Origin of the sequence: Cytobacillus kochii, from assembly GCF_044790165.1 — a bacterium.
Classification (GTDB): Bacteria; Bacillota; Bacilli; order Bacillales; family Cytobacillaceae; genus Cytobacillus; species Cytobacillus kochii.
This window is the reverse complement of the sequence record NZ_CP085254.1, coordinates 1,495,385-1,517,620: the sequence shown is the minus strand read 5'-3', so window position 1 is coordinate 1,517,620 and position 22,236 is coordinate 1,495,385. Positions and strand designations below refer to the sequence as shown.

The 22,236-nt window shown below is 35.6% G+C and carries 19 protein-coding genes; 3 read left to right on the top strand and 16 right to left on the bottom strand.

Features of this window, described 5'->3' with window-relative positions; genetic code table 11:
- Window positions 1-10: 10 nt before the first annotated feature.
- The 10 genes from yhaM to LG276_RS08025 form a co-directional block, all read right to left on the bottom strand.
- Window positions 11-955 carry a 3'-5' exoribonuclease YhaM gene (gene yhaM / locus LG276_RS08070; protein ID WP_224937652.1) on the bottom strand — a complete coding sequence of 315 codons (945 nt, stop codon included), beginning with the start codon at window positions 953-955 and terminating at the stop codon, window positions 11-13.
- 71 nt (window positions 956-1,026) lie between these two features.
- On the bottom strand, window positions 1,027-4,023 hold the full coding sequence (locus LG276_RS08065; protein ID WP_404294001.1) for an AAA family ATPase: 2,997 nt from the start codon (window positions 4,021-4,023) through the stop codon (window positions 1,027-1,029).
- A complete protein-coding gene (locus tag LG276_RS08060) occupies window positions 4,020-5,243 on the bottom strand; it encodes a DNA repair exonuclease (protein WP_224937650.1) in 1,224 nt (407 codons plus the stop codon). The genes LG276_RS08065 and LG276_RS08060 overlap by 4 nt, the downstream gene beginning before the upstream one ends.
- Window positions 5,244-5,544: 301 nt before the next feature.
- Complete coding sequence (locus tag LG276_RS08055; RefSeq protein ID WP_224939109.1) at window positions 5,545-6,156, bottom strand: response regulator transcription factor; 612 nt, start codon at window positions 6,154-6,156, stop codon at window positions 5,545-5,547.
- Between the two features lie 2 nt (window positions 6,157-6,158).
- Window positions 6,159-7,244 carry a sensor histidine kinase gene (locus LG276_RS08050; RefSeq protein WP_404293998.1) on the bottom strand — a complete coding sequence of 362 codons (1,086 nt, stop codon included), beginning with the start codon at window positions 7,242-7,244 and terminating at the stop codon, window positions 6,159-6,161.
- Window positions 7,245-7,265: 21 nt separating this feature from the next.
- A complete protein-coding gene (locus LG276_RS08045; protein WP_224939107.1) occupies window positions 7,266-7,952 on the bottom strand; it encodes an ABC transporter permease in 687 nt (228 codons plus the stop codon).
- Window positions 7,953-8,684 (bottom strand): ABC transporter permease, encoded by a 732-nt coding sequence (locus LG276_RS08040; protein WP_404293996.1) that lies wholly within the window; start codon window positions 8,682-8,684, stop codon window positions 7,953-7,955.
- Window positions 8,681-9,622, bottom strand: coding sequence for an ABC transporter ATP-binding protein (locus LG276_RS08035; protein WP_251161285.1), 942 nt, complete (start codon window positions 9,620-9,622; stop codon window positions 8,681-8,683). The genes LG276_RS08040 and LG276_RS08035 overlap by 4 nt, the downstream gene beginning before the upstream one ends.
- Before the next feature lie 279 nt (window positions 9,623-9,901).
- Window positions 9,902-11,155 (bottom strand): ABC transporter permease, encoded by a 1,254-nt coding sequence (locus LG276_RS08030; RefSeq protein ID WP_224939104.1) that lies wholly within the window; start codon window positions 11,153-11,155, stop codon window positions 9,902-9,904.
- Entirely contained in the window at window positions 11,148-12,047 is a 900-nt protein-coding gene (locus tag LG276_RS08025) for an ABC transporter ATP-binding protein (RefSeq protein WP_404293994.1), read from the bottom strand. Before LG276_RS08025 ends, LG276_RS08030 begins: the two co-directional genes overlap by 8 nt.
- A 151-nt stretch (window positions 12,048-12,198) precedes the next feature.
- On the opposite strand from LG276_RS08025, the gene LG276_RS08020 reads away from it, so the two are divergent.
- Window positions 12,199-12,384: a YhzD family protein gene (locus tag LG276_RS08020; RefSeq protein WP_095369924.1), complete on the top strand. Its 186-nt coding sequence runs from the start codon at window positions 12,199-12,201 to the stop codon at window positions 12,382-12,384.
- A 78-nt stretch (window positions 12,385-12,462) separates the two neighbouring features.
- On the opposite strand, the gene LG276_RS08015 is transcribed toward LG276_RS08020, so the two are convergent.
- From LG276_RS08015 to LG276_RS07990, 6 genes are all read right to left on the bottom strand, one after another.
- The gene (locus LG276_RS08015; RefSeq protein WP_224939102.1) at window positions 12,463-13,251 is read right to left on the bottom strand and encodes an enoyl-CoA hydratase; all 789 of its coding nucleotides are present in this window, start codon (window positions 13,249-13,251) and stop codon (window positions 12,463-12,465) included.
- Between the two features lie 113 nt (window positions 13,252-13,364).
- Complete coding sequence (locus tag LG276_RS08010) at window positions 13,365-14,984, bottom strand: long-chain fatty acid--CoA ligase (RefSeq protein WP_404293992.1); 1,620 nt, start codon at window positions 14,982-14,984, stop codon at window positions 13,365-13,367.
- Window positions 14,985-15,166: 182 nt separating this feature from the next.
- Complete coding sequence (locus LG276_RS08005) at window positions 15,167-16,678, bottom strand: coproporphyrinogen III oxidase (RefSeq protein WP_251161283.1); 1,512 nt, start codon at window positions 16,676-16,678, stop codon at window positions 15,167-15,169.
- A gap of 223 nt (window positions 16,679-16,901) precedes the next feature.
- Window positions 16,902-17,771, bottom strand: a complete 870-nt coding sequence (locus LG276_RS08000; RefSeq protein ID WP_281203058.1) for a Cof-type HAD-IIB family hydrolase — start codon at window positions 17,769-17,771, stop codon at window positions 16,902-16,904.
- Window positions 17,772-18,054: 283 nt separating this feature from the next.
- Entirely contained in the window at window positions 18,055-18,405 is a 351-nt protein-coding gene (locus LG276_RS07995) for a YlbF family regulator (RefSeq protein ID WP_095369928.1), read from the bottom strand.
- A gap of 85 nt (window positions 18,406-18,490) precedes the next feature.
- Window positions 18,491-19,633, bottom strand: coding sequence for a DUF445 domain-containing protein (locus tag LG276_RS07990; RefSeq protein WP_251161282.1), 1,143 nt, complete (start codon window positions 19,631-19,633; stop codon window positions 18,491-18,493).
- Between the two features lie 141 nt (window positions 19,634-19,774).
- Between LG276_RS07990 and LG276_RS07985 the strand changes: the two genes are divergently transcribed.
- Both LG276_RS07985 and LG276_RS07980 read left to right on the top strand, forming a co-directional pair.
- Window positions 19,775-21,133, top strand: coding sequence for a YheC/YheD family protein (locus tag LG276_RS07985; protein WP_404293989.1), 1,359 nt, complete (start codon window positions 19,775-19,777; stop codon window positions 21,131-21,133).
- A 21-nt stretch (window positions 21,134-21,154) separates the two neighbouring features.
- Entirely contained in the window at window positions 21,155-22,231 is a 1,077-nt protein-coding gene (locus LG276_RS07980; protein WP_404293986.1) for a YheC/YheD family protein, read from the top strand.
- Window positions 22,232-22,236: the final 5 nt, after the last annotated feature.

Genomic DNA, 22,236 nt, shown 5'->3' with positions numbered 1-22,236 from the left:
TTTTTCTCATTTATTCATGAAAGGTCGGCTTATAAAATGCCCGATTATCTAACGCAAAAACTCTTTCAGTGTATTCACCTGGTTTGACTCTAGATAATGATCGGTCAAGCATATTCATTTTCGCATCTAAATTATCAATATAATGAATGATTTCCGCTTCTTTAATTAAAGGCGGTTTCGGGCTACCCCATTCTGCTTTACCATGGTGAGACAGAACAATATGCTGTAAAATAACGACCTCTTCTCCTTGAATTGATAGCTCCTCAGCCGCTGTCTCAATCTCACTAACCATGATGGAAATATGGCCGAGTAAGTTTCCTTTTACTGTATAGGTTGTGGATATAGGGCCAGATAGCTCTGTAACTTTACCTAAATCATGCAGAATGATACCTGCATATAATAAATCCTTATCCAATGTAGGGTAAAGGTTTGCAATCGCTTTAGCGAGATCTAACATTGAAACAACATGATAAGCTAAACCTGAGACAAATTCATGATGATTTTTAGTCGCTGCAGGATATTCTAGAAACTCAGCTTGATATTTCTTTAATAAATGTCTAGTGATTCTTTGAATATTAGGGTTTTTCATTTCAAAAATGTATTGTGTGACTTTCCCCATCATTTCTTCAGCGTCAATAGGAGCAGTTTCTAAAAAGTCCGCTAACTTTACCGTATCGTTTTCATTTGACGGACGAATCTGTCTTATCCGTAGCTGTTGTCGTCCACGATAATTTAAGATATCTCCCGCCACTTTGACAATTGTTTCTGGCACGTAATTATTTTCATCCTGTTCGGAAACATCCCAAAGTTTTGCTTCGATATCCCCACTTTTATCTTGAAAAATCAAAGTTAAAAAAGGTTTACCGTTACTTGCCACACCTTTTGTAGCATTTTTTATTAGTAAGAACAATTCAACTTGCTCTCCTGTATCGTAATAAACGATTCCTTTAGTCATCGTTACACCTGCCTCCTCTAAGTCTTACCTTTAAGTAAAAGTATACCATATCTATTTTACAGCCTTCATTTTTAAAAGCTTGTTGCTGTTTGTAGTTCACTTAAATCAATCACTTCATCCCCGTTAAAACTTTGCAACATGCCTTTATGACAAGTAAAGAAAATAATCTGCTGCTCTTTACCTCTTAGTACTCGCATGACTTCTTCCACTCTTTTATGATCAAAGTTCACAAATCCATCATCAATTATAAAAGGGAGCTGATACCGATGGAACACAATTTCTGCCAAGCTCAACCGCAAACTAATATAAAGTTGCTCAGCTGTTGATTGACTTAACGATCTTGGCTCAAAAAACATCCCTTCCTTATGCTCTAATAATAAATGGTCTTTGTCGCTATCATAAAAAATCCGCTTATATTGACCTAATGTTAAATCAGAAAAATACCTCTCAGCTTTCTTTAATATTTTAGGGAATTCTTCTTCTTTAAAGGTGTTTACCGTTTCAGATAGTAAGCTCTTTGCTGTTGCATACACGGCCCATTCCTTTGCCAACTCATTCCATTCTGCTTTTAATTGTTTGTATTTGTGTAATAGTTCAGCATAAATTCCACCTTCTTCTAATTGTTTAATTTCATAAGAAAGATGATGTAGTATTTCTTGTTGCTTGGTAATTCTTTCTTTCCTCGTATCAATGCTTATTTGGTATTCTTTTATTTGTTCTTCTGTCGGTCTTAATTCAACATATTTATTTAATGTCTCTTGTGATAAGTTTGTCATATTTAATTTTAATTTTTCGGTTCGTAGCTCTTCTTTAATGGCTTGCTTCCTTTTAGCAGCCATCCCTTTTTCTTTAAAAGCTACGATTGAAGACACATCTGCTTCTTCTAGTAACGATTGAACATGCTTTTCTCTATTTGCTATTTTCTCGTCTATAATCGTAATATCTGATTGGATTGATTCTTTTATTTCCTTATTTTTTTCAAAGTTTGCAAGTTTGTTTCTTTCTTTATCGATGATATCTTTTAACTGAATCACGCCATCAGCATATGAGCGTGGTTCGATAACCAATAACGAGAAATAAAGAGAGAGTTTCTCCTCTATATTAGTAATAGATTGGCTTAAGTCATCCAATTTCGTTTTCTTTATCTTCTTTTTTCTAATCGTGCCCTTCATCTCTTCAATCAATAAGAAGGCATCAAGTAATTGATTTTTCATAGTTGATTTACTTAATTTATATGGCTCGGCAATGAGATCTATCTTACTATCAATTTCTCTCATCTCACCTTCCCACACTTCATATGCGGCGATGATTTTTTCATACTGACTATTGACATAATCTAATCGCCGAGCGTATTCGGCAACTTCGGCTTCTTGCTTGTTATCTCTTTCAATTTGCTGCTTCCATTCATCCACCTGCTCTTTAGCTGCGATGGGCTCATCTCTTTCTAATACCACTTTTTGTTGTCTTAAATAATCCAATTCATCCTTTATTCCATCAGAGTAGACTGCCTTCTGTTTAAAAAAAGAACTAATAAAGGTAAGACAGATTCCCCCAATCGCTAATGCTTGGATGAGGAATGAAGCTTCAATAAATCCCCATATGCCAATGAAAATAAATAATAATATAAGTGAACTTATCTTCATATATTCAATTTTTTGGGCTTTCTTATCCTTAGTAATTGCTTGTTTATGTTTCTCCGTGAGCAATTGTATATTGACATTGATTTCAGTTAATCTCTGATGGTGACTTTCCTGTTGCTCAAAAGTAGTGATTTGTTTAACAATGTTTGCTCTCTCTTCCCTTGATAGTAACTTCTTTCTACTTTCATTTATTTTATTTTCTAATTCATTTAATTCAGTTCTTATAGTCTCCGACTCTTCATCCAATTGCAATTTTCTATCGGTCAACCGCGACTTTTTCTTCATTACATTAGAGATGAGCTCTTTTTGAAACATACTCGTATCAAAAGATAAAATTTCTTCCTCAGATATTTGCATATGCAGCTTATCTGACATATGCTGCAATTCTTCCTCCAAAGCTTTTATTTCGAGTTGCCATTCGTTTTTCGTCTGCACTTGATTCTCTCTGACAGTATTCAGTTCGCAAACAGCTTCGATTTCTGCTCTATTTTCAAGTATTTGCTTCTGTAACCCTGCATTCATTAATTTTTCGTCAAGGTTACTTCTTTTCATGATGAGTTCATTTCTTTGGTCTTCTAATACTTCCATATTCTGTTGTATAGCATCTAATTGCTTTAACCCATCTATTGGAAAATCATCTACGTCTAATTGCTTTTCTTCATCTAGTAAACTTAAATAATGAAGATATACTTCCTCAACCGTAAACCATTTCCTTAAAGAACTTAACATCGCTTCTAACTGTTCCACTTCTTGTTCAAGTAGTTCGTTACTATGAATTAATTCTTCTTTTTTCTCCGTTCGTTCTTTATAAAGGTTATTCGTTTTTTCCGCTTTTTTTAGATTTTCATATGCTTTTTTTAGCTCTTTTAAACCGCTGTTTAAAACTGGCTTTGTTCCAGATGGCTTAAAACGCAAATCCAGTTGCTTTTGCAAATATTGTTCTGCCTTTAAAATGCCATCTGTTCCAACAACCGCGGAAGAAAATAAAAAATGCCCTAAATCTTCTTTACTAAATGATTGCACATTTTGAATATCAAACAGGTCAAAAGAAAAGATTGCTCGGTATAATGATTGGTCCATCCCTTGGATCAATTCCTCTAATAACGTAGAACCACCGCTTCTTCCAGAACTGAGCACAACGTTCACTTCATCTGGTGTTCTTTCCTTTACTCTCTCAATCATTGCTTCATGCCCATCTGGTAAAGTGACAATTAATTTTCCACCATATTGATTACTATTCTTAGGTTTATAATTTCTTTCATTTCCTTTTTTAGATGGAAAACCAAATAACATACTATGAATAAAAGACATTAGTGTTGATTTACCCGCTTCATTTTGCCCGTAAAAACAATGAAAATCGGTTAACTGTTCAATTTTGATATTTTCCCATTTTCCGTAACCATAAATCTCCATCCCTTTAAGCTTCATTCGTTCACCCCCTCCACTAATAGTTCAAGTAACAATTGTTTTGCATCTGCAACAATTTCTTTTTGATCTGTTAGTGATAATTCATCTATCCATCGACTTGCTTGTTTATGTCTATATAATGGGGATAATGCCTTCAGAACTATTTCTTCATTTGCAAGATCTAACATTTCTTTATAAAAAGGTGACTGACTTCGTAAACTTTCCTCATCCCACACTAACTGCTTTTTAACTTTTAACTCATTTACCCAAACGAAGGATTGTTGTATTCGTTCAGTTTCTTGGAGAAATTCTATTAATTCACCTGACCGAATGGCTTTTTCTTCTATTTCACTCATACTTAAGTGTTGTAATTCTAATTTAAGTATAATGGCTTTTCCTTCTCTTCTTTTTGATTCTAACAATTTGATACAATTTGATAATAAAACCTCAAAAGAATTGAATGAACTACAATCAAGGACCACTTCATCCCAAACCACATCATTTGTCTCAATAAATCGCTTCTCGCAAATATGCTCTTGTAATTCTATTAAATAACAACCCTTTATACCTGTTTCCTTTTTATGTCTTCCTTGTATATTTCCTGGATAAATAATTGGTGGTACTGTATTGATTTCAGCTCTTTTATGTATATGACCAAGGGCCCAATAATCAAACTGCTTTTCTATCAAGTCAGAAATCGTAAACGGTGCATAGTTCCCGTGTTCTGTTAATCCTTCCAAATTGCCATGTAAAATGCCGATATGATAACCAGCCGCTTCTTCTTTCTGATAAAGCTGAACCATTCTTTCATCGACATGTCGTTCTTTGTAACTAAAGCCATAAAGATGAATAATTGTATCGTTTTTTTGAAATCTAGTTACTTCTGGTATTTCACCAAAAATAAATACATTCTCTGGCATCGTTAATTTAATCCACTCTCCACCAAGATGATCATGGTTACCATGAACAATAAATGCACGAATGCTAGCCTTATGTAAACGTAACATCTGTTCTCGCAAGATGTTTTGTGCCTTTATACTCCGATCGCTTGCATCGTATAAATCTCCCGCTAAGATAACAAAATCAACTTTTTCACTTATTGCAACATCAATGAGCTTAATAAATGAACGAAATGTACTTTCCTTTAACCGCTCAAATATGAAGTCGGGTAAGTCTTTTAATCCAACCATCGGGCTGTCTAAATGTAAATCTGCAGCATGAATAAATTTGATAGGCTCCATTTTTTATCCCTCTTACATTTTTCTTTTATTTTAACGCAAACCAAAAGCGAATGCACGTTCTTACTTGATTGATCGTAGAATTGAAATTTAATGAAAGGATCAGAAGACTCAGCTCAGTCTCTTGTTCACCTTAATGTTAGTTTTGCTCTTTATATCAACTTGCTAAATACTAACCATCATGCTTATTTAAGAAATATTCGTTTCTTATCGCATAAAAAAAACCGGACTCATCTCCCGGTTTTTGTTTAGATAATAGTCAACGGCTTTTCTCTACATGCAATGTAAGATGCTAGTTGACATCCTATTTTTGCCGTTGCCAATAGTAAATGGCTAGTTGTGTACGATCGCGTAGCTCCAGTTTATCAAGAACAATAGATAGAACATTACGAACGGTCCCTTCACTTAAATAAAGCTGCTTCGATATTTCTTTATTCGATAAACCTTCCACCACAAGCTCCATCACGTCTTTCTCCCTTTCGGTTAATGACCAGAACCCATCTGACTTATTTTGTAGCACAAGTTTATCAAGTACTTCCGGAGTAAGAACCCTCGCATTTGATCCGATTGCACGGATCTGTTTGGCCATATCTTTAATCGAACTAGATTTTATGATGTAGCCCTCAGCACCTGCTTTTAAAGCAAGCCGAATATTCATTTCGTCTTGAAAGGTTGTCAACATCATTATTTTAATATGTGGCCAGTTTCTTTTTATAACCTTTGTACTTTCTATTCCATTCAACACCGGCATTTGGATATCCATTAGAATAAGGTCTAGCTGCACTTTCTCACAAAAAGAAATCGCTTCACTTCCATTTTCAACCACACCAACAATTTTTATATCTTCTTCTTTATCGAGAAGTAATTGTAAGCTCTGACAAATTAAACGATCATCATCGACAATTAATATATCCATAGCTACTTCCCCCTTCTCTGTATAGGTAAAACACATACGAGCAAGTACCCATTTTGACGATCAATTGTAAAGCTTCCTTTTAACATTCTTGCTCTTAATTGTAAACTTCTTAGTCCACTTCCGTTCACTGATTTTTGGGTAATGGTGCCGTTATCATGGATTTTCAACCTGACAAGTGTTTCAGTAATATCAAGTTCAACTTTCGTTTTCGTCGCATTACTATATTTACTTACATTTGTAATAGCTTCCTTAAGACACGCTTCCAACATCAGCCAATATTGAGAAGATACATTATCCACATTTCCATTATATTGAAATTCTATGAGTAATGGCTCTGAATCTGCTACGATTCTTTGCAACTTATCAACACCTATATAAGTAACAGGTGTGAGATTATGAACTGTATTTCTTAATCTCGTAGTACTCCTCGAAAGCCTAATTTTCACCTGTTCCAGAAGGGAGTGCGCTTGATTTTCATTTTCTACTTGTTCATATGCCTGAATAGCTAGAAGGGCACCTGTTAAATCATGCCCTATGTGGTCATGCAGTTCTCTTGAAATCCGATTTCTCTCCTTCAATTCAGCTGCCTTTTCCACCTCAAAATAAGCTTCTAAAAGCTCCATTTTGATCTGTTCAAGCTCATGCTTTTCTTTTCTTTCCTTGTCTAAAGTCTTTTCTAGTTGCTTACGTTCTTTCATTGACTGATAAGTGAAGCTTCCGACTAATACTGTGAGTAAACTATACCAAATCAAAGTGATATCAAAGGCAGGGTAAGCAATCATGAAAATCGTCATTGGGAAAATCAACCACCACTTCCCGACTATTGCTGCTTCGAAAATAGCGATGGCTAAACCATATAGGGCAAACGGAAAATATGGAATGAAAACGATACAGAGGACTATTTCAATAAGAAAACTCCATTTTGGTATTGAAAATCTTATACGTATGCTCATAACAATGAGCAAAAGCAGGATAAAAACAATCGCCTCAAAGCCAGCAGTACTTATGAGCCAAAGATGTGCTAGGATAAGTAATTGTGCTATTCGCCAAAATATCACAAATCTAAAATATCGCTCGTACACTCTCATATGCACACCTCTCCTCAGCTATCAATGCAATTTTTTCACACTTCCTGTAATTAAAAATAAAAACATATACAAAATAAGCATTCCATTCACAAGCAGAAACTCCTTCAGTTCGCCACCAAAAACAACCCAATCTATTCCCCAAGCTAGCCAAAAAGTCGGCAACATAATCGCTATTTTTTGTAAAATTTCAGGTAACAACTCAATTGGAATCAAGACGCCACCGATTAAAGCAATGACACTGATAATTGACATAAAAATTAACATGGATATTTCTTTATTACGAAAAAATGAAATCCACATTAGTGCAAAGGCAATCGATGCCATACTAAATGTAATAAATAAAATGAATAACCAAAAGGGCTGATAAAGTTCTTTCCCAACTAATACGCCTCCATAAACTAAAATCAGACATTGTAATATTAAAATGGAAAAATACGCTAGCAAATTCTGTGCTAGATAACTAAAATGACTGATGGGGGCAATTGATACCTTTTTAGCAATTCCTCTCATTCTATCTTCTAAAATCAATCCGGAGAGCTTCAAACTAATAAACAAAATAAAAATACCAAAATATTGATATCCGTATGGAAGATGTGGCCAATACTCTCCTGATGGCAGAAAGATCGCAACAACTGGGAAGAGAAATAGAATCAACAAACTTGTTTTATTCGCAATACTTCTCTTCAGAACAAAGTGGAAAACAGTCATTTAAATCTTCCTCCTACCGAGCACAAACACAATAATAAAAGTAATTACAATTCCGACTCCTAACCGAATCATATAAATATAAGCATCAGGAAATAAATTGCTTTGTGCATAGCCAATTGCATTAGCAGCTAACAATAAAGGATTAAGGTATTCATTAATGAATGTGATAACCGTATAATTAGGAATTGGAAAAAACAACCCTGCCAACACAATACATCCAATGCCATATACTTCACTTAACCGTTCTGCTAATTTAAAGTTCTTTACAGCAAAAATAAGAATTAAACTTACAAGGCTTGATAGTACAGCCAATAAGCCAATGATGTACATTACCCAAAATCCATTTCCCCACTCCACCTTTAAGCCTATTCCTGTAAATAGAAATAACAAAAAACCCAGAAAAATGGAATATAACATGCCACATAATGAGATTGAGAGAGCATAAAAAGGTCGACTCATCGGCGCCACCATTAAACGTTGCCGTCTTGGAGAAAATAAATCATCTTGAATATGGGCAATCACGATTGAACCGCCAAACAATTGAAACACAAGTGTCATTAACTGTGCTGTATCATAGAACGCAGGATCACCGTATTGATTTTTTAAGTCTCCTAATACGAAATAAAAAATGGTAATAAGGATAATCGGAACAACTAAGAGCAACAATAGCGTAATATAGTCTCTACTCATTCGAATCACTGTATAAGGAATGGTTCTTAGGACACGCATCATGCACTACCTCCATCCCTTAAGGTTCTTCCAGTCAAAGTTAAGAAAACATCCTCTAAATTTGCTTTTTCTACATTAATGCCGACAACACCAGAGTCCTCTTTTATAATCGTTAAAATACGATCAAGGTGTCCTGAATTAGCAGAAGATACAACCAAAATTTGATTCCCATCTTTAATGACTTGTTTTACATCTGGCAGTGCCTGAATACTCTCCAAAGAGACTTCTTCAGGATGACTTACTTCTACCTTGATTCTCTCTTCATGCTGAATGTTGCGAATCAAATCTTGAACTGTTCCTCTTGTAATGATTTGCCCTTTATCTAATATCACAACCTCTGAGGCAATCGCCTCAACCTCTTCCATATAATGCGTTGTATATAGAATAGTCGTTCCATTTCTTTGTAATTTCTTTACAGCTTGCAAAATATGGTTTCGCGATTGAGGATCTATCCCCACCGTCGGCTCATCCATAATTAAAAACTTAGGATCATGAACTAAGGAACATGCAATATTCAGCCGCCTTTGCATTCCTCCAGAAAAATTTTGTGCCCTTCCCTTTGTATGTTCTGCTAATCCAACAAACGCTAAGGCCTCTGCTACCCTTCTTTTTCTCACTTCCCCTTTTAACCCATAAATTCCGGCAAAAAAGTTCGCATTCTCCTGTGCTGTTAATTCTGGAAAAATCGATATTTCCTGCGTGACTAAACCAATTTTTTCTTTGTTTTTATTCTGAAATGGTTTTTTTCCATCCCCAAATAACGTAACATTCCCTTGATTAACTGTCTCCATTCCTGTTAGGCATCTAATTAATGTTGATTTTCCCGCTCCATTAGGACCAAGTAAACCAATAATTTGACCCTCATTTATATCCAAATCAATGTAGTCCAACACTAGTTTCGAATCATAACGTTTCACAATCCCATTTAGTGAGGCAATCATCCGCTCACACCCTTTCGCCTTGTTAGTGTAAGTATGTCAAGAAAGGCAAAAAGCAAATAGTTACATTTGTCATTAATTTATTTTGCTTCACTGCCTCTTTTTCAATAAAGTAGGAAGGTTGTTACAAACCGATAAATAAACATTAGCAGAGCCCGCAGATTAGTTGTCTTATCATTATTTTAATAAATGTAAATTGGTCACTACTACATTTATCAATTCTTTTTTGCTAAAAAAGCTTCTTCATACACAAGTATGAGAAGCTTGAATGTAAATAACTACTTATTTTTCTTTCTTCGTTAATTGAATCGCTTTTTTAATATCTTTATACGAAGATGAGCGACCATACATTAAAACACCGCCACGATACACTCGTGCACCGAATATCGCCAAAATAATTGTCGTCACAATAAGAACGGCCATGCCTAATATTGGTTCCCATACCGGCAATGAAAGCATTCCTACTCTTAAGAACATCAGCATTGGTGTGAAAAAAGGAATATAAGAGGCAATAGTAATAAAAGTTGTATCTGGGTTAGATAGACCATACATTGAGAGTAAAAAGCCCACAACTACTAACATCGTCATTGGCATAATCATTTGTTGAACATCCTCAATCCGACTAACTAAAGACCCAAGAAAAGCGGCTAGGGTCGCATATAAAAAATAGCCTAATAAGAAAAAGATGGCTGCATAAACCAATATACCAAGTGATAAGTTGCTAAACCCAAACGCTTCGAACCAGCCACCTTCAAGCTTAGACATGCTTTCTCTCAATGCAAAGAAACCAATGGAACCTAAAATCAGCATTTGTGTCACACTCAACAGAGCGATCCCGAGTATCTTAGCAAACATTTGCTGAACAGGTGGGGTACTTGATATAAGAATTTCCATGATTCTAGATGACTTTTCAGTTGCCACTTCATTAGCAATCATACTCGCATACATGATGACAGCAAAATAAATTAAAAATAAGACCACATAAACAAGTCCTCTTGCCTGACTTAATTCTTCTTGAGACTTCGCATTTTCCTCAAGTGCAGTCGTCTCAAACGATACAGGTGCATACAATGTTTGCAATTGCTCTGGTGATAAATTTATACTCTCTGCAGTTAATTCCGTCTTTATTTGCTGCAAAGCTGTTTGCAATAAGCTAGAGATAGTAGTGTCAGCTATACTCAAGGATTTATATTCACCGCTAATGAGATCTTCACCGTTAGAAGTTAAGTAAAGTGCACCTGTAAATTCCCCAGATATTACCTTCTCGTCCACTTCAGCTTCTGACTGTTGTACACTTTCTAAGATAACTTCCTCCGATGTATATGCCTCTATGCGTTCTATTGCTTGGATGGAACTGTTTGTTTCATCTATCACTGCCACTTTCGGTGTTTCTTCATTTGAAAAAGTATCGATAATGGTTGTAATATTGGCTAACAGCACAAATAAAAGTGCCGTAATGATTGTCGTAATAAGAAAAGACTTTGTTTTTATTTTTGTCCAATACGTATGCCATAGAATTGTCCAAAAATTACTCATAAGAAGCACCTGCCTTTTCGATAAAGATATCATTTAAAGATGGTTCTTCAAGCATAAACTTGCGAATAAATCCTTTGCCAACAATATCTTTTAGTATATCGTCCGCTGCCAATTCATTTTCAATTTGCAGATGCACCCCTTCTGTTGTCATTTTAAATTTCTTCACAACAGGGTGGTCTTGTAAAAAAGCCATCGAAAAATCACCATGAATGATTAATGTTTTTTTTCCATAAGAACGCTTAATTTCCTTCAATTCACCATGTACGACTGGTCTACCTTTTTGCATGATACAAAGATGCTCACATAACTCTTCAACATGTTCCATGCGGTGGGAAGAAAATACGATTGATGTACCACTATTTTTCAAGTCTACAACTGCGTCTTTTAGCAGCTCTACATTTACTGGATCTAGCCCGCTAAACGGCTCATCAAGAATCAATAGTTTAGGTTTATGTAAAATACTAGATATAAATTGTATCTTTTGTTGATTCCCTTTTGATAGCTCCTCTACCTTTTTTGTTTTGTAATCCGGTACTTTAAAGCGATCAAGCCAGTTGTCTAACTCCTTTAAGGCAGATTGTTTATCCATCCCTCTTAGCCGTGCTAAGTATACAAGTTGTTCTTTCACTTGTAATTTTGGATATAACCCACGCTCTTCAGGTAAATAACCAATTTGACCACTCACTGAATAATTAATGGGTTTACCTTGCCAACTGATGTTTCCTTTGGTTGCATCAATTAACCCTAAAATCATTCGAAAAGTAGTCGTCTTTCCAGCACCATTCGCTCCTAAAAAACCAAACATTTCCTTTTCAGGTATTTCTATAGATATATCATCTACTGCGGTAAATTGACCAAACTTCTTCGTAACATTTTCTAATTTTAAAGACATATAAATTTTGTCCCTCCCTTTCATTTATTTACGGTATAAAACTAAAAAAGATTCATTAAATAAGGATGTTTCTTTTTGCAAGATTGATGGAATTATGCCAAAATATAATTAAATATCGGAATATTCAACTACATTACAAGGAGTCTTTATGATGAAAACTTATAAATTAACGGCATTCGAACCAACCGGTGAAAAAATTCTTGATGAATCATTCGAATCAGCAAATGATCAAGAAGCCAAGGTGACCGGAGAAAACCTCCTGAAAGAAAAAGGATTAGAAGAGAAAACACATCGTTGCTCTTCTCCAGCAGGAAAGCTTATATTATTTCACCGGTAGACCTCAGGTTATACTATACACCACGTATCAAATAAAGACACGCATGTTTCTGAAAAACATGCGTGTCTTTCATTTCTGTTATTTCCCTGTGAATCGAGGCTGCCTTTTTTCAATAAAAGCGTTTATGCCTTCTTTATGATCAGCTGTTTTCCTCATTTGTGCTTGACCACTTTTTTCGAGCTCTAATAATTTTAATAATAATGGGCGATTCTTATCTGTCAGTATTTTTTTTGTTTTAATCATCGCAAGGATTGGAAGATGACTCAGATGGTACACTTTTTTATTTACTGCTTCGTCAAGATCATCTACGACTTCATGAACAAGTCCTCTCTCCCATGCTTCTTCAGCTGCCATCGGTTTCCCTTCCCATATGAGGTGCTTTGCTTGGTCGGGCCCTAACTTACTTTCAAGGAAAAAGTGGGAACCACCGTCCGGGATTAACCCTATACCAATAAAGTTCATCGCTAATTTACTATCCTTATGAGCATAAATGAAATCCGTAGCTAAAGCTAAACTTAATCCGAGCCCTGCAGCTGCACCTTTTATTGCGCTAATGGTGATTTTAGGCATACTATACAATGTAACAACTAACTCATTAATCGCATCCATTACAACGGGGAAATCGTTTTCATTCGCATCCATCAGCATCGTTTTAATGTCTCCGCCTGAGGAGAATGCTCTACCCGCCCCTTTCAAAACAACGATATCTATTTCTTCTAAATTACTTAACTCTTTCATAACAGCAGCCAGCTCATGAATCATTTCCACATTTAGTGCATTTAATGACTCAGGCCGGTTCATTTCCACATGCGCCACTCTTCCCTCAATCGAATAATTAACGGTCTTTGTATCAAAATCAAGCGCCATTCATTTTCCTCCTTAAGTTTGGATACCTCTATTATAAATAAAATATTTTTTATTTTCCAAATATAATTGAGTTTTTTTACTAGAAAATGAATGACTCTTCATATTGCAAATAATTACTGATTAATTTTATCCATTTGATATTTCTCTCTTAAATCACGTTTTAAAAATTTCCCTACAGATGTTTTGGGAATTTCATCAATAAAAATGACATCATCAGGAATCCACCATTTTGCAAATTGAGCGCTTAATGACTGAAGCACTTCTTCAGCTGTCACTTTTCCTTTATATTGTTCATGTAATACAACATAGGCTAATGGACGCTCTTGCCACTTTTCACTCGGAATACCAATAACAGCAGCTTCAAAAATGGCTTCATTAGCCATGAGCGCATTTTCTATGTCAACAGAAGAAATCCACTCCCCACCACTTTTTATTAAATCCTTCGTGCGATCGACAATTTTCAAAAGTCCTTCTTCATCTATCGTGACAACATCACCCGTATGAAGCCAGCCATCTTTAAAACTAGAGGCAGTCCTCTCGTCATTATAATATTCGGTTACAATCCACGGACCTCTTAAGCAGAGCTCGCCCATCTGCTTTCCGTCCCACTCCACTTCAACCCCTTTTTCGTCAATCACTTTCATTTCTAATCCCGGAACCAATAATCCTTGCTTGCTTCTTAACTCCAGTTTCTCTTCAAAATCTATATTTTCTTGATAGCTTTTCAGATTGGAGACAGTTGCGAGTGGACTTGTTTCTGTCATTCCATAAGCATGAAGAAACGGTATCTTATACTTTTCTTCGAACACTCGAATCATGCCTTTTGGTGCAGCAGATCCGCCACACAGAATGCTTCTTAAAGAACTTAAATCATATTTTTTCGCTTGCAATTCCTTCAATAATCCAAGCCAAATAGTTGGGACACCTGCAGTAATTGTAATTTTATATTCTTCTATTAGTTCGGCAATTAATTTAGGCGTAAATGCAGGTCCAGGCATGATCAATTTTGTGCCAAACCACACACCTGCAAAAGGTAAGCCCCATGCATTGACATGAAACATCGGGACGATAGGTAGGGCAATATCTTTTTCACTTACACCAACACTATCCGCTAAACCTAATGCTAAGCTATGGAGCACAATTGCCCGGTGAGAGTAAATGACGCCTTTAGGATTTCCGGTGGTCGCGGAAGTATAACACATCCCTGCCGGGTCATTTTCATCTAGATCATCGGGATATTGATAATTGGGATCTGCCTCTTCTAGTAGACTTTCATAATTATATGCTGGAGATAAAGTTGTAGTTGGTGGTTCCTTATGGTCACTCATAATGATAAATGCTTTTACATTGGTAAGTTCGTCCCTACATTGTTCAATTAATGGAACTAACTCTTCATCTATGAGGAGAATTTTATCTTCTGCGTGATTAATAATATAGGTGATATGCTGAGATGAGAGTCTAATATTAATTGTATGCAACACCGCTCCACTACAGGGAATCGCAAAATATGCTTCCAGATGGCGGTGGTGATTCCAAGCAAATGTCCCTACCTTCTCCCCTCTTTTAATACCAAGCCTTTGTAAACTTGAAGCAAGTCTTCGTGTTCGTTCTGCCATTTCCTTATACGTAAATGTTTGAATACCACCTGCTGTTCTAGATACAACCTCTTTTTTTGCGAAAAACGTTTCTGCTCTTTTTATCATCTGTGCCATCGTCAAAGAAGAATGATTCATCACCAATCGCCTCCCTTATAGTAACCGTTTACATTATCATAGATGTATATGCGCTTTTGTACCTATTACATTCTTGTTTTTTTACTAAAATCCTCTATTAAAGTTGCCATAATTAAATCTAGTCTATTTTCACAAACAAAAAAGCTGCACCTCTAACCTAGGTACAGCTCATATTATTCTGCTTATATAGAGTTTGCCTCAATATTAAAGAGCTCATTTAACATAGCGATTTTTTTATCCGTGTATTCAACAAAACTTTCATTGTAGGATTTAGGGTCTTTCGGATTTGCAAAATGAGTAATTTTACCTGTCTCAGGATGGATAAACTTACTTGCTGCCCCGCAGCCAATTCCGATAATCGTTTGCATTTCTTCCATAATCATAATATTGTAGAGACTTTCTTGTTTCGGTAACGCATAGCCAACGTTTTCTAAATTTCCTAAAATATTTTTTTGACGATATAAATAGTAGGGCTCATAATGATGTTCAGCCGTCCACTCTTCTGCCATATTCATCATTCTTTCTGCTTCTTCACGATCTGCAACCTTATATTTCTGCCGGTTCTTTGTCATTTCAGAAGCTCTTTTAAAAGATAATGTATGGACAGTCAGGGACTCGGGTAGTAACTGCTTTGTTTCATTTAATGAGTGTGCAAACTCTGTTGTGCCTTCATTTGGTAAGCCAATGATTAAATCCATATTAATGTTGTTCATACCCATACTTCTCGCCAGGTGGAACTTATCGATTGTTTCCTCAACCGTATGATGCCTACCAATCGCTTTTAACGTTTCCTGCGTATAAGATTGTGGGTTGATACTGATACGATCAATATTCCATTTTTTTAGTACATTTAACTTATCTGCAGTAATCGTATCCGGTCTACCTGCCTCCACCGTAATTTCCCGAATGTGACTCACATCTGGAAACGACTCATACATTTCTTCATATAGAAGATCCATTTCCTCTGCTGTAATACTTGTTGGCGTACCTCCACCATAATATACGGTTGTCACTTTGATCCCATTTTCCTTTAACCATTCTCCCATATGTCTCATTTCATAATGCAGACCAGCTAAGAAGGAATCGACTCTACCTTGTTTACCTCCAATTGCATAAGCAGGAAATGTACAATAAGCACATTTTGTTGGGCAAAAGGGAATGCCAATATAGATACTGACTTCTTTTTTTAAATCATAAAGATCAGGAATCGCCGTTAATTGTCGTGCAACGATTTTTTCCATTAGATTAATTTTTTCATCTGAAATCAAATAATCTTTTTTCAAAGCGTGATGAGCATCTTCCTTACTACTTCCAGACATCATATGACGATGATAAAGCTTTGTTGGCCTTATTCCTGTTAATATGCCCCATTTCTGCACAATACCTGTCCAATCTTGTAATACAGTTAAATACACATGGGAAGCTGCATACTTTAATTGATTAAAGAATTCCTTTTCTGTCTCAAACGCCTTAAGATGCTTTCTATAGTTAGCGGTAAAAACTTCTTCCTCGCTTGTAGTAAGCTGAACACTCATGTTAATCTCTTCACTTACTTCATAGTGGAAAGATACTACTACATCTGCACCTTCATTTTTATCAAGTTTTACAGAGCATTCTTCAAAAAATAAATTACCAATTAACTGCAATGGTCTTATATAACGGTTATCATTCAAACCTAAAATAGATATATTCATTGTTAATCACCTTTATACTTTCTCTTCATCAAACTTCTTTAAGTTTACAAAAAAAAGACCTTACGGGTCAATCTCCATTCACAGGTCGTTTTGTATTTTAGTATATCATTTTGTTCGCTATATTTGGGCTATGCTACTAAAAGACCAACCCCCCTTAAATTAATGAATACGAATAAGAAGCTTTGAAGGTAGCAACCGTTCTACCACCTTCAGAGCTTCTACTTTACTTCAAGAGATTCATTTTCCTTAAAAATTGGATGGGATGTTGTTTGCGAAAATGCTCTTTTACCATATATGTTACACCATGTTCATCATTTGTTCTTGTTACCCAATCAGCTTGCTTTTTTAAGACATGAGGGGCATTCCCCATCGCTACACCTAACCCCGCCCCTTCAATCATCTGCAAATCATCATAGCCATCTCCAATGGCTACAATTTCTTGCGGTGCAATACCAAGTTCCTTACTTAATCTGAGTAAACCATTCCATTTGGATACACCATAAGGGACAATATCTAAACGAGAGTCATTTAGTTGGGTAATAGCAATTTCCTCATCATACATGACATCTAATGCTTTTTTGGCATGTATAAGATCATCGTTATTTTCAAAGTAAATTTCAATTTTTGGTGGCTTAACTGGATCTTCTAGCAAATTTTCACTCAGGGACTCAACAAACTGATGGGAATAAAAAACAGGATCACCTGTTGAGAACACCGTTTTAGCGAGGATATTATTATTTGTTTTTGTCTTATTTGCTAGTGAAAACTTTTCATGCACAAGTCTTATTTGACAAGGGAATCCTTCTAATAAGCGTACAATATCAAAGGTTACTTCTTTTTTGATGCGTTTCACTTCAATTGGTTGTTCCAATTTATCCGCTGTATAAGCTCCAGCTGATGTCACAAGGATGGAATTTAATTTTAATGCTTTAGCCACTTTCTTAGCCGATGGAAAACTTCTTGCTGTTACTAACGTCACATAAATTCCTTTTTGCTGGACGTATTCGATTGCTTCCTTTGTTGATTTATGCAGCCTTCCATTACTTTGAAGAAGGGTACCATCAATATTTATAGCTAAGAGACGATAAATCATCTTTTTGCCCCCTATTCTGGATGAAAATTGTCCTTATGACACTTTTATGTATCCGCAACAGAAAATAGAACAGGAAGAATAGAGATAAAGAAGTCTGTTCTCTTTGCGTTTTAAAATTATTTACGTTTCCTGCTGTTCCTTATTCTTTTTTCATCAAAAATCCCCGACATTCGTATTTGTATATTAGCCGTAACAACCTAGAGGTTTTTACATTTGCGCACGAAAAAAAGCACAAAGCAAGGTTGTGCTTTTATGAAATAGAACTAAGTCTATTACTCATGAATTACTCGGCAGCGCCGTATAAATCTTCAAGAGGTTTCATGATTGTTTTATTTAAGTCTGTGATAACTTCGCTCATTTTTTGTTCATCTGCCATAAGTTTAGAAATCAGTTCGTGTTGTTGTACAAGGGCAACTGTTTTTTGCGCTTGATCTACTTCTTCTTGTGTGATTTCTTGACCAGACATTTGCTTCTGTTGTAACTGAATTTGAATATTTCTAAAGTTATCAAACATTGATTTAGCTGATGGATCTGCATTCACCTTATCATAAGAATCCTTTAAGCTTTGATATTCATTGCTTTCACGGATTGCTTTTTCTAATTCGATTGCTGCGTCTTGTAAATTATTTGCCAAATTGAACACTTCCTTTTCATAGACTTCCCCCACTATAACAGACAATGGAAGTAAAATCGAGGAAAAACCTATAAAATATAAGCATTTATAATATCCATATGGCAGTAATACCTTGAAACACACCTACTAGACCGCCGAGTAAGGCTCCAAGAAATGTAATCATTCTTAATTCCTTATTAATAATCGAGAACACCATTTGCTCTAACCTTTCAACAGAAAATGAGTCTACCTGTTCCTTTACAATTTCATTGAGCTTCATTTTTTCCATTAAAACAGATATTCTATCAGCCAATATTTTACTTATTCCTACTGTTGCTTTCGGGATAAGTTCAGTAATAATATAAGGTCTTATTGTTGCTGTTAATTGACTAATTGGCATTTGAAATATTTCATGAACTTGAACAAATCGAAACACCGTTTGCTTTATGATTGAAAGGAGGCTATCTCTTCCTATTTTACTTTCAAACTCAGCAATATTTTTATCTAATAATTTTCGCCATTCTTTTCTTAGGAGTGATGTTAAAAGCTCCTCTGTTCCAGGATGATTTAAGAATTTTATGATTTCAGGTTGTAGTTTTTCCCCTAATTTCACATTGCCTAAAAACATTTGTAGCATACTTTTAATCATACCACTTCGTTTTTGGACAAAATCATCGGCCATCCTTTGAATACTTTCTTTTCCTTCTTCACTTGCGAAATAATTCTTTGCTGACTGTACAATCCAGTTGCTTAGTTGGGGCAACTGTTCCTCCACTTTACCTACCAGTTTTTGTGGCAAGATTTCTTTCATTGCTACATCTTGATTTGTACGCATCCAATTCTCATATTTCACCTCTAAGAACGCACCAATCTTATCCTCAGCCATTTTTGCAGGTTCGTTTATATCTATTTGTGCCAACAGTTGCTCTAACGTTTCTTCTGTTTTCAATTTCTTTTCTACTTCTACAACAGCAAATTGTGTCAGCATTGATTGAAAACGTTCATTTTGTAGTTTCTTTTGTATCCCTTCTGGTGTTAACAAATGATTAATGACAAGCTTACCCATTTGTTCGGCCATCTCACCTCTACGTTTAGGAATCAAACCTGGAGTAAAAGGAAGACGCCATTTCCCAATATAAATCGCCCTATAAGGCTTAAATATCATTTTAATAGCTAAATAATTTGTAACTCCTCCAATGATGGCACCAGTAGCAACCATGATAAGTAGGGTCGTAAAAATTTCTGTCATTCCGCTCTCTACCTTTCTTCTTTCACCAAATTCATTGTGCAATCGCACCAATTTATCTTGCCATTCATAAGATAGCGTATCAGCATTCGCCTAGATTTATTATATAATTACTCGCTTCGTGCGAGCAAATGGGGATTAATGATGTCACGATATACTAACATTAAAATGAGAGTACTTCCGTATGAAAATAAGATGGTTCTAGCGCTCAACCCTGCATTAGCAAAACATTTACTAATTTCTAATGAGGAACATATCCGTTTATCATTAGGGCAAAAACAATTAACCATACGCCTCATTTATCGTCAAGTAGATGAAAAGGAACTGTTCATTAGTCAATCTGTATTCGATTATTTCAATATACCACTTGAAGGGCACCTTATGCTTGTTAATTATATTGTTCAAAGCAAGGTATTGTCACTCGGGCCAATTATTGCTATCATGACTGACTTTTTTGAAATGGCAGATCAATCTCCTCCACATTTTCGCACCATCCATCAATTTTGCCAAGAAATCAATCAAACTGTCGAACTTTTAGGAGGAATTGCTTATGTTTGTCATCCCAAAGATATTAAAGAAACAGAAGTCCATGGTTATCTAAATATCGAGGGTGAATGGAAGAAACAACTACTGCCACTTCCTGATGTTATTTATAACCGCGTTCATTCTAGAAAGATTGAAAGCTCACCTAGCTTTACAAACCTTAAAAATTTACTATATAAAAATGCCATCCCTTTTTTTAATGAACAATTTTTATCAAAGAAAGATGTATATGATTTCTTATTCGACGAAACCCATTTACGTACCTATTTACCAGAAACAGTTGTTTATTCGAAAGAACAGTTACTTTATTTTATAGAAAAGTATCCATCTATCTTCATAAAGCCTGTAAATGGTAGTCAAGGAAAACAAATTATTCACATACGTAAAAATAAAGATGTGTACACCGTGGGTTACTCATCAGGGAAAAAGGCAAAAAAAATCCACCCATTCCATGATATTGATAGCTTCATATCGCAATTCGAGAAAGAGCATAGTACAAGTAACTATATTATCCAAGAAGGCATACCGCTCATTCAACTCAACAAAAGACCGATTGACTTTCGCATTCTATGTCATAAAAATAGGCAAAACATTTGGAAAGTTACCTCTGCTGTAGCCCGAATCTCTAATGCAGAACAATTTGTATCCAATCTTGCCCAAGGCGGGGAAATGAGAAAACCACTAGCACTCCTCACTACACTATTTGATAAAACCACAGCAATACAACTATTGGCGTTAATGAAAGAAATTTCTATAGAACTATGCACGATGATTGATCAAAAAACATTTGGCCTATACGGTGAACTTGGCATTGATATAGGCGTTGATTATGAGGGGCAATTATGGATGATTGAAGCAAATTCTAAACCATCTAAGCAAATTGATGGTGAATTCAATCAGATTAGACCTTCTGCAAGAGCACTTGTAGAGTACTGTACTTTTTTAGCTTTTTCAACATGACAATAAGGAGGAAAAACCAGCATGAAAACACTTGGTATTATGACACTTTACGAAACGAGTGAAAGGACCTATATAACAGCTATTGCTTCACAAGCTAAACATCACGGCTATCAGTGCTTTCGTTTTATTCCGAAAAACATCCTACCACACAATAATGAAGTAAATGGAGAGCTATTTAATGAAGAAACCGAACAATGGGAGTCTACTGTTTTTCCATTACCTGAACTGTTATATGACCGTTGTTTTTATCAAGAAGATGATCATTCAAAAAAATGCAAAGTCATAACAAATTGGTTAAAAAAGAGTGGTAAGACACAATTCTTAGGTCAAGGACTTCCAAATAAGCTTGAAATATATGATGCCCTAAAACATTCTAGACTCGCTCCATATTTACTGCAATCAGATCCTTTCACTTCAGCGAAATCTTTCATAAAACAGTTAAAAAAACAGTCACCACTCGTATTAAAACCAGTAAATGGGTCACAAGGTGTCGGGATTTATGTTATCTCAATCGAAGGTGACTCAATGATTATCAAAACTGACAAAGGCTCAAAGCAAATTCAACAAACGCTTCCCATTCATAAAGCAACGGTCTGGTTAGAGAGGCTGACAAAGAGATATCAATATCTAATCCAACCTTTCTTATTACTCGTTGATGAACAGAATCGCCCCTTTGATTTACGCGTTTTTCTGCAAAAGGATGCTAAGGGTGAATGGCAAGAACAAGCAAGAGCCATGCGAACTGGCCATGAAAATGGCATTATTTCTAATTTAAGTGCCGGTGGAACAACTTCTTCCTATGAGCATTGGTTAGATAGTATTCCAAAAAACCAAAAGTCGTTTTTACAGGAAGAATTAAAGGAAATATTAATTATTCTTCCCTCAATTATGGAATCATGCTTTTCAACACTATTTGAATTAGGTATTGACATCGGAATTGATCAAGAAGGTGGCATCTGGATTCTTGATATTAACTCTAAACCTGGCAGGAAATTGGTCTTACAAACAAATCCACAATTAGCAAATGTCCTTTACACTTCTCCATTTAAGTATGGAGATTATCTATTATCACAACGGGCAATAGCTGAAAGGAAGTGAAAAAA